12 protein-coding genes and 1 pseudogene are annotated in these 13060 nt (G+C 63.3%); 5 read left to right on the top strand and 8 right to left on the bottom strand.

Translation table 11 applies throughout. The features are described 5' to 3' along the window. Window positions 1-9: 9 nt before the first annotated feature. From B0G73_RS36860 to B0G73_RS36850, 3 genes are all read right to left on the bottom strand, one after another. Window positions 10-801 carry an ABC transporter ATP-binding protein gene (locus tag B0G73_RS36860; protein WP_106285992.1) on the bottom strand — a complete coding sequence of 264 codons (792 nt, stop codon included), beginning with the start codon at window positions 799-801 and terminating at the stop codon, window positions 10-12. 81 nt (window positions 802-882) lie between these two features. After that, on the bottom strand, window positions 883-1596 hold the full coding sequence (locus B0G73_RS36855; protein WP_106285972.1) for an ABC transporter permease: 714 nt from the start codon (window positions 1594-1596) through the stop codon (window positions 883-885). 4 nt (window positions 1597-1600) lie between these two features. Beyond that, the gene (locus tag B0G73_RS36850; RefSeq protein ID WP_012432581.1) at window positions 1601-2290 is read right to left on the bottom strand and encodes an ABC transporter permease; all 690 of its coding nucleotides are present in this window, start codon (window positions 2288-2290) and stop codon (window positions 1601-1603) included. Window positions 2291-2727: 437 nt separating this feature from the next. On the opposite strand from B0G73_RS36850, the gene B0G73_RS36845 reads away from it, so the two are divergent. After that, on the top strand, window positions 2728-3084 hold the full coding sequence (locus B0G73_RS36845) for a helix-turn-helix domain-containing protein (RefSeq protein WP_199730111.1): 357 nt from the start codon (window positions 2728-2730) through the stop codon (window positions 3082-3084). After that, complete coding sequence (locus B0G73_RS36840; protein WP_106285971.1) at window positions 3074-4354, top strand: type II toxin-antitoxin system HipA family toxin; 1281 nt, start codon at window positions 3074-3076, stop codon at window positions 4352-4354. The genes B0G73_RS36845 and B0G73_RS36840 overlap by 11 nt, the downstream gene beginning before the upstream one ends. Before the next feature lie 24 nt (window positions 4355-4378). On the opposite strand, the gene B0G73_RS36835 is transcribed toward B0G73_RS36840, so the two are convergent. Both B0G73_RS36835 and B0G73_RS36830 read right to left on the bottom strand, forming a co-directional pair. Continuing rightward, window positions 4379-5332: a patatin-like phospholipase family protein gene (locus B0G73_RS36835; protein WP_106285970.1), complete on the bottom strand. Its 954-nt coding sequence runs from the start codon at window positions 5330-5332 to the stop codon at window positions 4379-4381. A 28-nt stretch (window positions 5333-5360) separates the two neighbouring features. Further along, window positions 5361-5912, bottom strand: a complete 552-nt coding sequence (locus tag B0G73_RS36830; protein ID WP_106285969.1) for a hypothetical protein — start codon at window positions 5910-5912, stop codon at window positions 5361-5363. A gap of 152 nt (window positions 5913-6064) precedes the next feature. On the opposite strand from B0G73_RS36830, the gene B0G73_RS41645 reads away from it, so the two are divergent. Continuing rightward, a complete protein-coding gene (locus tag B0G73_RS41645) occupies window positions 6065-6196 on the top strand; it encodes a hypothetical protein (protein ID WP_258194144.1) in 132 nt (43 codons plus the stop codon). A 609-nt stretch (window positions 6197-6805) separates the two neighbouring features. Here the strand turns inward: B0G73_RS41645 and B0G73_RS36820 are convergent. Continuing rightward, a complete protein-coding gene (locus B0G73_RS36820) occupies window positions 6806-8407 on the bottom strand; it encodes a rhodanese-related sulfurtransferase (protein ID WP_106285967.1) in 1602 nt (533 codons plus the stop codon). Next, window positions 8404-8716, bottom strand: a pseudogene (locus B0G73_RS41640) (cysteine dioxygenase); the annotation flags it as partial. The gene B0G73_RS36820 and the pseudogene B0G73_RS41640, both read right to left, overlap by 4 nt. A gap of 445 nt (window positions 8717-9161) precedes the next feature. Between B0G73_RS41640 and B0G73_RS36810 the strand changes: the two are divergent. Beyond that, complete coding sequence (locus B0G73_RS36810; protein WP_106285966.1) at window positions 9162-10157, top strand: LLM class flavin-dependent oxidoreductase; 996 nt, start codon at window positions 9162-9164, stop codon at window positions 10155-10157. A gap of 87 nt (window positions 10158-10244) precedes the next feature. Here B0G73_RS36810 and B0G73_RS36805 read toward each other — a convergent pair whose 3' ends face one another. Beyond that, on the bottom strand, window positions 10245-11378 hold the full coding sequence (locus tag B0G73_RS36805; RefSeq protein ID WP_106285965.1) for an alpha/beta fold hydrolase: 1134 nt from the start codon (window positions 11376-11378) through the stop codon (window positions 10245-10247). A gap of 403 nt (window positions 11379-11781) precedes the next feature. Between B0G73_RS36805 and glgC the strand changes: the two genes are divergently transcribed. After that, window positions 11782-13044 (top strand): glucose-1-phosphate adenylyltransferase, encoded by a 1263-nt coding sequence (gene glgC / locus B0G73_RS36800; RefSeq protein WP_106285964.1) that lies wholly within the window; start codon window positions 11782-11784, stop codon window positions 13042-13044. Window positions 13045-13060 lie beyond the last annotated feature (16 nt).

Below are 13060 nucleotides of genomic sequence, written 5' to 3'. Positions count from 1 at the left end.
AGCCGCGCGTTACTTCAGGCTGCCGGACAGGAACTGCTTGAGCCGCTCGCTGCGCGGCGCGCTGAGCACTTCGGCGGGCAAGCCCTCTTCTTCGGTACGTCCTTGATGCAGGAACATCACATGGTTCGACACGTTGCGCGCGAAACCCATTTCGTGCGTGACGACGATCATGGTGCGGCCTTCTTCGGCGAGCTTCTGCATGACCTTCAGCACTTCACCGACCAGTTCGGGATCCAGCGCGGAAGTCGGCTCGTCGAACAGCATCACGTCCGGGTCCATGGCCAGCGCGCGGGCAATCGCCACACGCTGCTGCTGCCCGCCCGACAGATGCGACGGGTACTGCTTTTCGAGGCGCGGCGCGAGACCGACCTTCTCGAGATATTCGCGCGCACGGTCTTCGGCTTCCTTGCGCTTCAGACCCAGCACATGAATCGGTGCTTCGACGATGTTCTCGAGCACATTCATGTGCGCCCACAAGTTGAAGTGCTGGAACACCATGGCGAGCTTCGTGCGGATGCGCTGCAACTGCTTGTGATCGGCGACTTCGAGATTGCCGGCGCGATCGGTTTTCGTCTTCACCATCTCGCCGTCGACGACGATCTGCCCGGCGTTCGGCCGCTCGAGGAAATTGATGCAGCGCAAGAAGGTGCTCTTACCCGACCCGCTCGCGCCGATGATGCTGATCACGTCGCCCTTGTTCGCATTGAGCGACACGCCCTTGAGCACTTCGTTGTCGCCGTAGCGCTTGTGGATGTCCTGTACGGCGAGCTTGCAAGCTTCGGTTTGAGTCGTGTGGAGCAAGATGCTCTCCCTTTGAAAATACGGATCAATCTTCGTGACGGCACACATTGCGCGCGCCATCCTGTGCAAACACGGCGCGTTTCAATGCGTGCGCACCGCCAGGTAACCCAGCCAATGACGCTCGGCGCGGCGGAACAAAGCCACCAGCGCGAACGACACCACGAGGTAAATCAGCGCCGCGAGGCCGAACGCATCGAACGACTGGTAAGTGGCCGAGTTCGCGTCGCGCGCCACCTTGAGGATGTCCGGCACCGTGGCCGTAAACGCGACCGTGGTGGCGTGCAGCATCAGGATCACTTCGTTACTGTACAACGGCAAGGCCCGGCGCAGCGCGGACGGTATCACAATGCGCCGGTACATCGTGAACCAGCTCATGCCGTAGGCGCGCGCCGCTTCCACTTCGCCGTGCGAGGTCGAGCGGATCGCGCCGGCGAAAATCTCCGTGGTGTACGCGCAGGTGTTCAGTGCGAAGGCAAGAATCGCGCAATGAAAACCGCTGCGGAAAAACGCGTCCAGCACCTGATGCGAGCGCACGAATTCAAGGCTGTACATGCCGGTGTAGATCAGCAGCAGTTGCACGTACAGCGGCGTGCCGCGAAACACGTAGGTGTAGAGACGCACCGGCGTAGAGAGCCAGCGCTTCTTCGACACACGCGCCACCGCCAGCGGAATCGCCAGCACGAAGCCGATGCCGATCGACGCCACCAGCAGCCACAGCGTGACGGCGAGCCCGGACATGCGCTGGCCGTCCCAGTACAGGAACGCGCGCCAGAATTGATTGAGGATGTCGATCATGGTCTTAGAGCTCCGCGTGCCGCACGCCGATCGAATAGCGCTTTTCTAGCCAGATCAGCACGAGATTCGACGCGGTGGTGATCGCCAGATAGATCAACGCAGCGACCAGGATGAAGAAGAACATGTTGAAGGTGCTTTTGCCGGCGTCCTGCGCGGCTTTGACCACGTCGGCGAGACCGATGATCGACACCAGCGCCGTCGCTTTCACCAGCACCTGCCAGTTGTTGCCGATGCCCGGCAGCGCGAAACGCATCATCTGCGGGAACAGGATGCGCGTGAACACGCGCGCGCCGCTCATGCCGTAGGCGCTGCCCGCTTCAAGCTGGCCGCGCGGCACCGCCAGAAAGGCGCCACGGAAGGTCTCGGTGAAGTACGCGCCGTAGATGAAGCCGAGCGTCAGCACGCCGGCCACGAACGGATCGATATCGAACTGCGGCAGATTCAGCGCATCGGTGAGATTGTTGACCGCGATCTGGATGCTATAGAACAGCAGCAGCATCAGCACGAGGTCGGGCACCGAGCGGATCAGTGTCGTGTAGCCGGTCGCGATTGCCCGCAACGGGCGGTTGAACGAGAGTTTCGCCGCCGCGCCCGCGAGGCCGAGCAATACGGCGGCCGCCAGCGACAGGACGGACAGCTCGATCGTCTGGATCGTGCCGGCCAGCAACACCGGACCAAAGCCGTATAGGAACACGCGTGTCTCCATCCAGGTTGTTTGAGGATGTCTCGGACGGCGTCGGCTTGTATCTGCCCCACTCGTCCAGCATGGCGCGCAGTCTCGCAAGCGAAAATTATTTTCTCAAAGGCGGGCGGAAGCTTTGTTGCGATGCAGCAAGACGGGCTGTGGCGCGCGGTGCGGCTTGCAGGGCTTGGTTTTGCAGGGAATTGGCGTTGGTAAAGCGGGACGCGCGCGGCGAGCGCCGCCGCGAATTAGCAAGTTTCGGGTCGCTTTTTCGATAGATCACGGGCGGTCGGCGCGAGGCGATAGGCCGCTCGGAAATGGCTTCGGCGACTCGTATATGAATCACGAAGGGCCTTCGTGATTCATATACGAGTCATTCGTTGTTTTTCGCTTTGAACTGACCGATAATGGTTCACAAACGAGTCACGAAGGCCCTTTGTGACTCATATATGAACCATACCGCGCTTATGCCTAATTCGGTGACACGTCCCGCCTCGCGCTACAGTCTGGAAGCTGCCTTGCTGCTCGGGCAATTGATTCGCCGCGCGCGCCTCGAACGAAAAATCCCCCTGGTCCAGTTAGCCGAGCGCACAGGATTGTCCCGCAGCCTCATACAGCGGATCGAGAAAGGCGATCCATCCTGCTCGATCGGTGCGGTGTTCGAAGCAGCTGCCGTGGTCGGCGTACGTCTTTTCGATGCCGACCGCACGAGTCTGGCAAATGCTATCCAGGCCAACGCAGACATGTTGACGCTGTTGCCACGCGCCGCGCGCGCACCTCGCATCGAAACAAAAGATGATTTCTGAAGCCTCGTATAAGGAAGCCTTTGTCTGGTTCTGGCTCCCGGGCGCAGCCGAACCCGTGGTCGCTGGGCGACTGGCCGTTGTCGGCGACCGGATTCTCTTCAACTACGGCCAAAGTTACCTCGGACGCGACGACGCCATCCCGCTCTATGCGCCCGAGCTGCCGCTGCAACGCGGGACGATCCCTCTGTCCGACGGTTTATCGATTCCGGGAAGCATCCGCGACGGAGCCCCGGACGCGTGGGGCCGGCGGGTCATCATCAGTCGCAAGCTTGGCGTGCGAGGTTCCCAGATCGGCACCGCCGACCTCGACGAGTTGACGTATCTGCTCGAGTCGGGCTCGGATCGAATCGGGGCCCTGGACTTCCAGTTGTCGCCAACCGAGTACGTACCTCGGGAAACGGCCACTGCATCCTTCAGCGATCTATTGAACGCAGTTGCAAGTGTCGAACGCGGCGTGCCGCTGAGTCCCGATCTCGAGCGCGCGCTGTTTCACGGAAGTTCGATCGGCGGCGCGCGTCCCAAAGCGCTGATCACCACGCACAACCGGAAATTCATCGCGAAGTTTTCTTCCCAAAGCGACGTCTACAGCGTCGTGAAAGCCGAATACATTGCCATGCGCCTTGCGTCCGAAGTCGGCATTCATGCCGCGCCGGTCACGCTCAAGCACGTCGGCGGCAAGGATGTATTGCTCGTGGAACGGTTCGACCGCGTGCGCGCAGCAGACGGCTGGCAACGCCGCGCGATGGTGTCGGCGCTGACGCTATTCGGGCTCGACGAAATGATGGCGCGCTATGCAAGCTATGAGGACTTCGCCACGCTGATCCGCCATCGCTTCAGCGCCCCGAAAGCGACGCTCAAAGAACTGTTCGCGCGCATGCTCTTCAACGTGCTGTGCGGCAATACCGACGACCATGCGCGCAACCACGCAGCCTACTGGAATGGAAAGGAGTTGGCGCTCACGCCGGCGTACGACATCTGTCCACAGGCGCGAGCCGGCAACGAAGCCACCCAGGCCATGCTGATCGTCGGCAATGAGCGCTTCAGCAGGATTGAAACCTGCCTGAAGGCGGCGCCGCTATTTCTGCTCTCCGCCGACGAAGCCGCTGCGCTGGCCGAGCATCAGATCGAGGTGATCTGCGATCGGTGGAACCCGGTTTGCACCGAGGCTCAACTGAGCGAAGTGGATCGTAATCTGATGTGGCGGCGCCAGTTCCTCAATCCATTCGTATTTGAAAATGCGCCGCCGACGCTCGCGGCCTTGCTCCGTTAGACTCGGCCACGGCGCCGCATCTCCCTAATCGATCCCCAGCCTCGCGCGGATGGCCGGCAGCATATATTCGACCGCGGCGCGCCCTTCCTCGATGGCCGGCGCCGCGCGGTGAAAGTCGAAAATCCCCATGCCGCCCAGGCGCGGCTGGATAAGGATATCCGCCGGCTCGCCCGCGAGCCGGCTACGCGTAATCCGCACCTGCATGATGTCGATGCTCTGCGCGATCGAACTCAGCATGGACGGCACGCGGGCGCTCGGCGCGGGCGGCACGCGCACGTCGTCGGTGGTGCGTGCGTCGGCGGGCGCGAGCCACTTCGGCCAGGGTTTGCCGTTGCGGCGCAGCGCGAGCGGTGGCGGCGCCGTCGGATCGATGGCGGGCGTATCGACCACCGCGCCGCCGAAATCGCGGCCATTCAGAATGTCGTTGTTCAGATCGACGGCGATCACGCAGTCCGCGCGCATGCCCCGCGCCACCGAAACCGGCACAGGATTGCTCAGGCCGCCGTCCACCAGCCAGACGCCGTTGTGCCACACCGGCGTGAAAATGCCGGGAATCGCAATCGAGGCGCGCACCGCGTCGACCACGCTGCCGTCCTGCAGCCAGCTCTCGCGGCCCGAATCGAGTTCGGTGGCGACGGCCGCGAACGGCATGTTCAGTTGCGCGATCGAGCGGCCGTTGAATTTGTCGGCGAAGAGCTGGATCACTTTGCGCCCGCCGAGCAGGCCGCCCGAGAGCCGCAGGTCGAGCAGGCGCACCACCGTCTGCCACGTGAGCCGCGAGACCCACTCCTCGAGCCAGTCGAGGTCGCCGTTCGCGTACACCGCGCCGACCAGCGCACCGATCGACGTGCCGCAGATCACATCGGGCTTGATGCCCGCATCGTGCAGCGCGCGAATCGCGCCGATATGCGCCCAGCCGCGCGCGGCGCCGCCCCCTAACACCAGCCCGATCCGGCTGTATCGACGTCGACGAATCATCTTCTTCCCCGCTTGTGTCTTTTCACGTCTACCGTCCTCGGATCACGTCCGAGCGCGATGTCGTGTACACCTTCTGATACTGGTCGAAATGCACGTTGAAAATGCCTTCTTCGGTCACGCCGCCTTCGCGCCACTTCCAGCTCCAGACGGTTTCCGGTTTGAGCGGAAACACCGCCACCTGACCGGGCTTGCCGAGCAGCCGGCGCACTTCGTCCTCGCTCATGCCCATGCGGATTTTCGCGAAGTTGGCCGCCGTCAGCACTTGGGTGATCGCCTGCAATTTGCCGTCGCGATCGATGTCGACCATGTACGTATTCAGGCCTTGCGGGCCGCGCGGATATTCGAAGCGTTTGGAACCGTCCGTGAACGTGCGCTCGGTTTCGGGCTCGCCCATCTGGTCGCGGATTTGCGCTTCGGTCGTGACGCCCGGCGTCATGTCCTTGAGCAGCAACGCATCCGGTTTGACGGCGTTGAAGAATTCCTTGAGTTTTTGCACGGCGCGGTCGCTCGATTGGTCGTCGCAACCGGTCAACGCGACGCACGCGGCCAGCATGGCGACAGTCAGCAGTTTGAGGCTCACAGCGAGTTTTTCCTGTACGGACGCGGGCCGCGAAGGCGCGCATCCCGTTGTGTAGTGTCTGCTACAGGATAACCGCGCACGAGGAAAACCGCGAGCGAGCGCGGCGAGGCGGTGTGCGCCGTCGTACACGATGGCGGAGGCAAGAGGCGGCGATGGCGGGTGCTGACGCGGCGAAGCACGTTAAAAACCGTCGCCACAAGCAAAAAGGCGACGCTGTGCAAAGCGTCGCCGGGTCGGTCGATACGGTCAACCGGAAAATGGAAGCGGCCGTTTCGGCCGCCTGACAACGAAGCACCGCGGACGACGCGCAGCGGTCTGGTTCCGGACGAAGCGGTGAGCAACCTTGGCTGCTCACCTTGCGCCATCGCCGGAATGGCAAACCGCTGCTTGATTGGCCGCCCTGGTCCCTCGATAAGCCTTCCAAGTGTGACTAATCTAAACGCATTGGCGGGTTTAGACGAGAGCGCGTTTACACCAAATCGGCAGATGATTTGCGTTGGGCCGCGAGGTTCTCAGCACCTTTCGACGGCGCGTTTCAAGCGCGCGAAATCGACGCCAAGGCAGCGTATCCCACCAGCTGCAGCACCGAGTCATTCTGCGGCGTCTGGATCCGCGCGCACAGCAAGGCCGACGCTGCGAGCGCCGCAATGCCGGGCGTTGCGAACAACGCGCGCTTCAGAACAGATCGGATTGCGAAACAAAAACGGGAGGTGGTCATGGGCAGCGCGTACGTCGTGGCAACGAGTGGATTTCCCATCGACGATAAGGCAGGCCTTTGTATAAGACAAACGCGTTATTCTGCAAAGCAAATATGCGAGATTTTCCTGCGCGGCGCGACGCGCTCACGCGCGGCGGTTCAGGCAAGCACGCGCGCCGCGCGTGGCCTGACGCGCTCAGATCACGCGAAACCCATGCGTGCCGTCGCGTGCGAGTTGCGCGACGAGACCATACTCCCATTCCAGATACGCGTTCATCGCTTCGCGCGCGTTGTCGGTGCCCTCATAAGGCCGCCGGTAACGATCGATGCGCGCCGACGCCATGCGTGTCTCGCCGCTCTCGACCGGCAAGCCCGCTTCGATCCACGCCGCGGTGCCGCCGCTCAGCACCTGCACCGGTTTGCCGGTCAATGCCGCAACGTCGGGCGCGGCGAAGCGCGCGAGCTGGCTGCTGCCGCAGGTGACCACATACCGCTGCGCATCCGGCAGCTTGTGCAGCGCCTTCTCGAGTTCGCTGCGAATCACGAACCACGCACCGGGAATATGACGCTTCACATAGTTCGCGCTGCTGGTGAAATCGAGCACGGCGGTGCCGCGCGATTGCAGCAGCGTCACCAAGCCGGCCGGCGTGAGCTCATCGGCGTCGGGCGGCGTGGGCGCATGGCGGACCGCGGGCGCCGCACCCTTCTCGCCGAAGTCCGCGGCCATCAAACCATCGACGACATACACCTCGACGTTCATTTGCGCGAGCCACGACGCGGTCATGTTCGCGCGCACGCCGTCATTGTCCGCGAGGATCACGCGCGCGCCGCGCACCGGCGCGAACATGTCGGTTTCCTGCACGAGCTGGCCGCCCGGCGCGCTGCGAAACCCGGGCACGTGGCCCGCTTCGTATTCTTCCGGCGTGCGCACGTCGAAGCGATATACGGTGCGTACCGCTTCGCCGGCCCAGCGGCGTGCTTCGTCGCGTGACGTGCGGCCCACTCTCGCTCGATCCGCCACGGCGCGTGCGGAATCGGCAGCAGCCAGACGCAGTTGATCGTCGGCAATCGGCTCGAAGCGGCGCGAACTGCCGTGCGCCAGCGCCTGGCCGGCCAGCGTCCAGCCGATCGTGCCATTGCGCAGCGCCGCGACCGGATTCGGCAGGCCCGCGTTGATCAGCGACTGCGCACCGATGATGCTGCGCGTGCGCCCCGCGCAATTGACGATGATCCGCGTCGCCGGATTCGGCGCAAGCTGACGCGCGCGCAGCACCAACTCCGCGCCAGGCACGCTGATGCTGCCGGGAATATTCATGGTTTGATATTCGTCGAACGGGCGCGCGTCGAGCACCACCAAGTCCGCTTCCTGATCGAGCAGCGCCTGCACCTGCGGTGCCGTGAGCGACGGCGTATGCCGCACGCTTTCCACCAGTTCGCCGAACGCCTTGCTCGGCACGTTGACGTCCTGGAACAGCTCGCCGCCGGCCTCGCGCCAGCCTTGCAAACCGCCTTCGAGCAAGGCGACGTCGGTATAGCCCAACTCGCCCAGACGCCGCGCGGCACGTTCGGCGAGTCCTTCGCCGGAGTCGAATAAGACGATCGGCACGGCCTGGCGCGGCAAGCGTACGGGCGCGTCGAGTTCGAGCCGCGACAGCGGCAAATTGGCGGCAAACAGCGGATGACTGCGCGCGTGCGGATCTTCCTCGCGCACGTCCACGAGCGCGATTTCCTCGCGATCGAGCAGTGTGCGGCGCACGTCTTCGAATGATCGGGTACGAAATGCCTGAACGAAACTCATGAGATGAAGGACTCCTTTGCCACATTCCAGATGTTCGGCAACACGTCGTTCGCGTAGCCGGAGATAGGAGGCTTGCGGGCGCACCGCCCGGATAGACGGACCGTGTCACCGCACCGATATTTGCACCGTACACGTGAATGCTGATCAACGTACGGTCACTAAAAGCGTCGCTCACACGATGAATATCGCCGATGCAAGGCGACACCGCATCCACGGCGCCGGTGTCGAGCCGCCTGGCTGCGCCGTTTTTTGCAGCGTGCCGTCTTCGGCGGTACGGTGATGCTGCGCAATTTCCGCGCCACGCGGCACGCGGCACGCGCATCAGGCTCCGCACGGTGTGATCGCGACAAGCAACGCAATCCGGCCGGCGAACGCGCGCAAGCGGTCGGGCCTCAGGGCCTGGGTCATCGATAGTTGAGAAGACAGGTTTGGATGGCGCTGATTGACGGCGCTCACGCACCATGAGCGAGTGCGGCGTTGAAGGTGTCGGTCAACAACAGTGCGACACATCGGCACGCCCTTCGATCACGTCGCCACGCGCGAAGATATCGGCCACCTGCTGCTCGCTCGCGCTGCGATGCGGGTTTTATGTAACGCCTAAGCGATTCCGGTTCGGCGTTTCGCCCTTCCCACGCCTGCGCAAGCAAACCCCCTTTCACGAACGTGGACATCGCGACGCCGTCAGCAGAAAAGCGCAGGCTTTGCGAGAATGCCCCATCGCGCGACAGCGCCGGAAACAACAAGTGAACAGACAATGATCCCCTTCTCGGTCCTCGACCTTTCGCCGGTCACCGCAGGCGCCACGCCGGCTGACGCGTTCAGGAATACGCTCGACCTCGCCCAGCACGCGGAAAACTGGAACTATCGCCGCTTCTGGCTCGCGGAACATCACAACATGACGGGCATTGCGAGCGCCGCGACTGCGGTGGTGATCGGCTATGTCGCGGGCGGTACGAAAACGATCCGCGTCGGCTCGGGCGGCATCATGCTGCCGAACCATGCGCCGCTCGTCATCGCCGAACAGTTCGGCACGCTCGCGTCGCTCTATCCCGACCGTATCGACCTGGGCCTCGGCCGCGCGCCCGGCACCGATCAGAGCACTGCGCGCGCGTTGCGCCGCGACTTGCAAAACAGCGCGGATTCGTTCCCTGACGACGTGGTCGAATTGCAGCGTTATTTCGCCGACCCCGTGCCGGGGCAGCGCATTCGCGCCGTGCCGGGCGCGGGCCTGAACGTGCCGCTGTGGCTGCTCGGTTCGTCGCTCTTCAGCGCGCAACTCGCGGCGGCGCTCGGTCTGCCGTTCGCCTTCGCTTCGCATTTCGCGCCGGATTACATGCTCACGGCGTTGCAGGTCTATCGCTCGCAATTCCGTCCGTCGGCTACGCTCGATAAACCACATGCGATGGTCGGCGTGAATCTGTTCGCTGCGGATACGAATGAAGAAGCGCAGCGTCTTTTCACCTCGCTGCAGCAGCAGTTCATCAATCTGCGACGCGGCACGCCGGGTCAGTTGCAACCGCCGGTCGAACGGCTCGAGGCGTCGGAGATGGAATTGAACGGCGTGGCGCACTCGCTCGCCTGCACGGCGCTGGGCGATCGCGATACGGTGCGCGAAGGCTTGAAGTCGATCATCGAGCAAACCGGTGCGGATGAGTTGATGCTCACCGCGCAGATCTACGATCACAAGGCGCGACTGCGCTCATTCGAGATCGGCGCGCAAGTGCGTGAGGAGTTGGCGGGCGGCAAATAAGACCGGTAACTTCGTCGACGAATGCAAAAAGGGTAGCCGGTGGCAGCCCTTGTTTGTCGATCGGCGCGACTCGACCGCGTCATCAATTCAATGGTTCGCCGGCACCGCCGCGAGACCGTCCAGCAGTGCTTGATGAAACGCCTGCGGATCCTGCATCTGCGGCGCATGCCCCAGTCCGGCGAATTCGACTAGCGTCGCGTGCGGAATTGCCTTGGCGGCGGCTTTGCCGAGTTCCGGGTAATGGCCGATTTTCGCGCGTACGTCGGGAGGCGCAGCGTCCTTGCCGATCGCCGTGGTGTCCTTCTGGCCGATCAGCAACAGCGTCGGCATGCTCAACTGCCCTAGCTCATACACCACCGGCTGCGTATAGATCATGTCGTATAGCAACGCGGAATTCCACGCGACGATCTGCTTGCCCGGACCGCGATACATACCCGCCAACATCTGCACCCACGGTTCGTAGTTGGCCCGCCACTGCCCCACGTAATAAGTCGACTGCTCGTAGCGGCGAATGCTTTCGGCGGTTGTCTTCAACTCGCGCTCGTACCACTGATCCACTGACAACGAGGGCACGCCCTTCGCCTTCCAGTCTTCCAGACCGATCGGATTGACCAGCACCAGTTGCTGGGTCTCGCGCGGATACATCAGCGCGTAGCGGATCGCCAGCATGCCGCCGGTGGAATGCCCGATCACCGTCGCGTCGGTCACGCCGAGCGATTCCAGCAACGCATGCGTATTGCGCGCGAGCTGTTGAAAACTGTACTGATAGTGCTCGGGCTTGCTCGACTTGCAAAAGCCGATCTGGTCCGGCGCGATCACGCGATAGCCGGCGTCGCTCAGCCGATGAATGGTCGCGTCCCACGTCGCCGCGCAGAAGTTCTTGCCGTGCAGCAGCACCGCTGTGCGGCCGTTCGCCTTGGCCGGCTTGATATCCATGTACGCCATATGCAGCGCCACCCCTTGCGAGGTGAAGTCGTACTGGTTGACCGGCGCCGGATAGTTGAAGCCCTGCAACTCGGGTCCGTACGCCGGGCCGGTATCGCCCGCGACGCTCGTGGCGGCTGAAGCGGTGGGGCTGCCCGGACTCCCCGCGTCGACGCCCGCGGACGCGGCGGCACTCGCAGGCGTGGCGGCGGAAGCCGCAAAAACGGCGGGCGCGGAAGCGGCGGCTAGTGCACAAACGCTCAACGTGGCGAGCAAGGACAGGCGGCGAAAACTCATCGAAGTTTTTTCTGAAGGGAAAGCACGGGAGGCATGCGGGGCAAACACACGGCGCGACCATCGCCGAAACCCCGGCCGGGAGCGCACGATTCTACGACGCGCCGCCCGACTCTGCTGCCGCCGGCGCCGGCTGACAGCGGCACGGCGCTCGTGGCACGCATATTGCGGCTCGGCACCGCACGCTTTATATGTGTCGTGGCGCACGGATCGCCGCGGTGCAACAGGTGATCGTGCGCAAGATGGGCGCTCGCGCGGCATCGGCACAATTCAGACTACTCGTCCGCGGCAAATCAGTGCTAGAACTAGCAGACGGGCCCGCGAAGACGGAGCCGGCGCGCAGCACGATTCATCAGTGGAGAACAAGCGACCCACGCATCCGGGGCATACTAATCAGGAGACAGACATGCACACTCCGGCACGGCTGAACGATCTGCAACGCACCACCCTCGCCATCGTCCTTGCGGGCGGACGGGGCACGCGGCTCGGGCCGCTTACCAACAAACGCGTCAAGCCGGCGGTGCACTTCGGCGGCAAATACCGGATCATCGATTTCGCGCTCTCCAACTGTCTGAATTCCGGCATCCGCCGCATCGCGGTGGTCACGCAATACAAGGCTCACTCGCTGTTGCGCCATCTGCAGCGCGGCTGGAGTTTTCTGCGCGGCGAGATGGGCGAATTCATCGACTTGTGGCCCGCGCAGCAACGCGTGGAAGGCGCGCACTGGTATCGCGGCACCGCGGACGCGGTGTTCCAGAACCTCGACATCATCCGCTCGATACGGCCGAAATACGTGGTGGTGCTGGCGGGCGACCATATCTACAAGATGGACTACACGCGCATGATCGCCGACCACGAGGAGAGCGGCGCGGATTGCACGGTCGGCTGTATCGAGGTGCCGCGCATGGAGGCGGTGGCCTTCGGCGTGATGCACGTGGACGAAAACCGCCGCGTGACCGACTTCCTGGAGAAGCCCGCCGACCCGCCTTGCATTCCCGGCCGCCCGGACACGGCGCTGGCCAGCATGGGCATCTACGTGTTCAGCGCGGATTACCTGTATTCGTTGCTAGAAGAGAACATCTCCACCATCGACACCGATCACGACTTCGGCAAGGACATCCTGCCGCGTGTGGTCACGCAAGGCATGGCGATCGCGCATCCGTTCAGCATGTCGTGCGTGTCGTCGGATCCGAACGTGGAGCCGTACTGGCGCGACGTCGGCACGATCGACGCTTACTGGGCCGCCAATCTCGACCTCGCCTCCACCATCCCGACGCTCGATCTCTACGACCGCAACTGGCCGATCTGGACGTACCAGGAACAGTTGCCGCCCGCCAAGTTCGTGCGCGATATGAAGGGGCTGCAAGGCTCGGGCAATAATCTAATCGTGTGCGGCGGCTGCGTGATCTCGGGCTCGCAGATTTCGCGCTCGGTGCTTTCGTCGGATGTCAAAGTGAGTTCATTCTGTAACATCAATGAGGCAGTCTTGTTGCCGCAGGTTACCGTCGGCGCGAGCTGCCGGCTGCAGAAAGTGGTGATAGACCGCGGCTGCGCGATACCGGAGGGCACGGTGATCGGCGAAGATCCGGTGAGCGACGCCGAGCGCTTCTACCGTACCGAGGACGGCGTCGTGCTGGTCACGCCGGAGGCGCTCAAGCAGAAGATCTAGCCAGGGCCGGCTGCCG

The organism is Paraburkholderia sp. BL25I1N1, from assembly GCF_003002025.1.
Classification (GTDB): domain Bacteria; phylum Pseudomonadota; class Gammaproteobacteria; order Burkholderiales; family Burkholderiaceae; genus Paraburkholderia.
This window is presented reverse-complemented; position numbering and strand designations above follow the sequence as displayed.

Coding starts and splice junctions, on each gene's coding strand:
- B0G73_RS36855 (WP_106285972.1), bottom strand. CDS start 1,596: ATGATCGACATCCTCAATCAATTCTGGCGCGCGTTCCTGTACTGGGAC.
- B0G73_RS36845 (WP_199730111.1), top strand. CDS start 2,728: ATGAACCATACCGCGCTTATGCCTAATTCGGTGACACGTCCCGCCTCG.
- B0G73_RS36840 (WP_106285971.1), top strand. CDS start 3,074: ATGATTTCTGAAGCCTCGTATAAGGAAGCCTTTGTCTGGTTCTGGCTC.
- B0G73_RS36835 (WP_106285970.1), bottom strand. CDS start 5,332: ATGATTCGTCGACGTCGATACAGCCGGATCGGGCTGGTGTTAGGGGGC.
- B0G73_RS41645 (WP_258194144.1), top strand. CDS start 6,065: ATGGCGGGTGCTGACGCGGCGAAGCACGTTAAAAACCGTCGCCACAAG.
- B0G73_RS36820 (WP_106285967.1), bottom strand. CDS start 8,407: ATGAGTTTCGTTCAGGCATTTCGTACCCGATCATTCGAAGACGTGCGC.
- B0G73_RS36810 (WP_106285966.1), top strand. CDS start 9,162: ATGATCCCCTTCTCGGTCCTCGACCTTTCGCCGGTCACCGCAGGCGCC.
- B0G73_RS36805 (WP_106285965.1), bottom strand. CDS start 11,378: ATGAGTTTTCGCCGCCTGTCCTTGCTCGCCACGTTGAGCGTTTGTGCA.
- glgC (WP_106285964.1), top strand. CDS start 11,782: ATGCACACTCCGGCACGGCTGAACGATCTGCAACGCACCACCCTCGCC.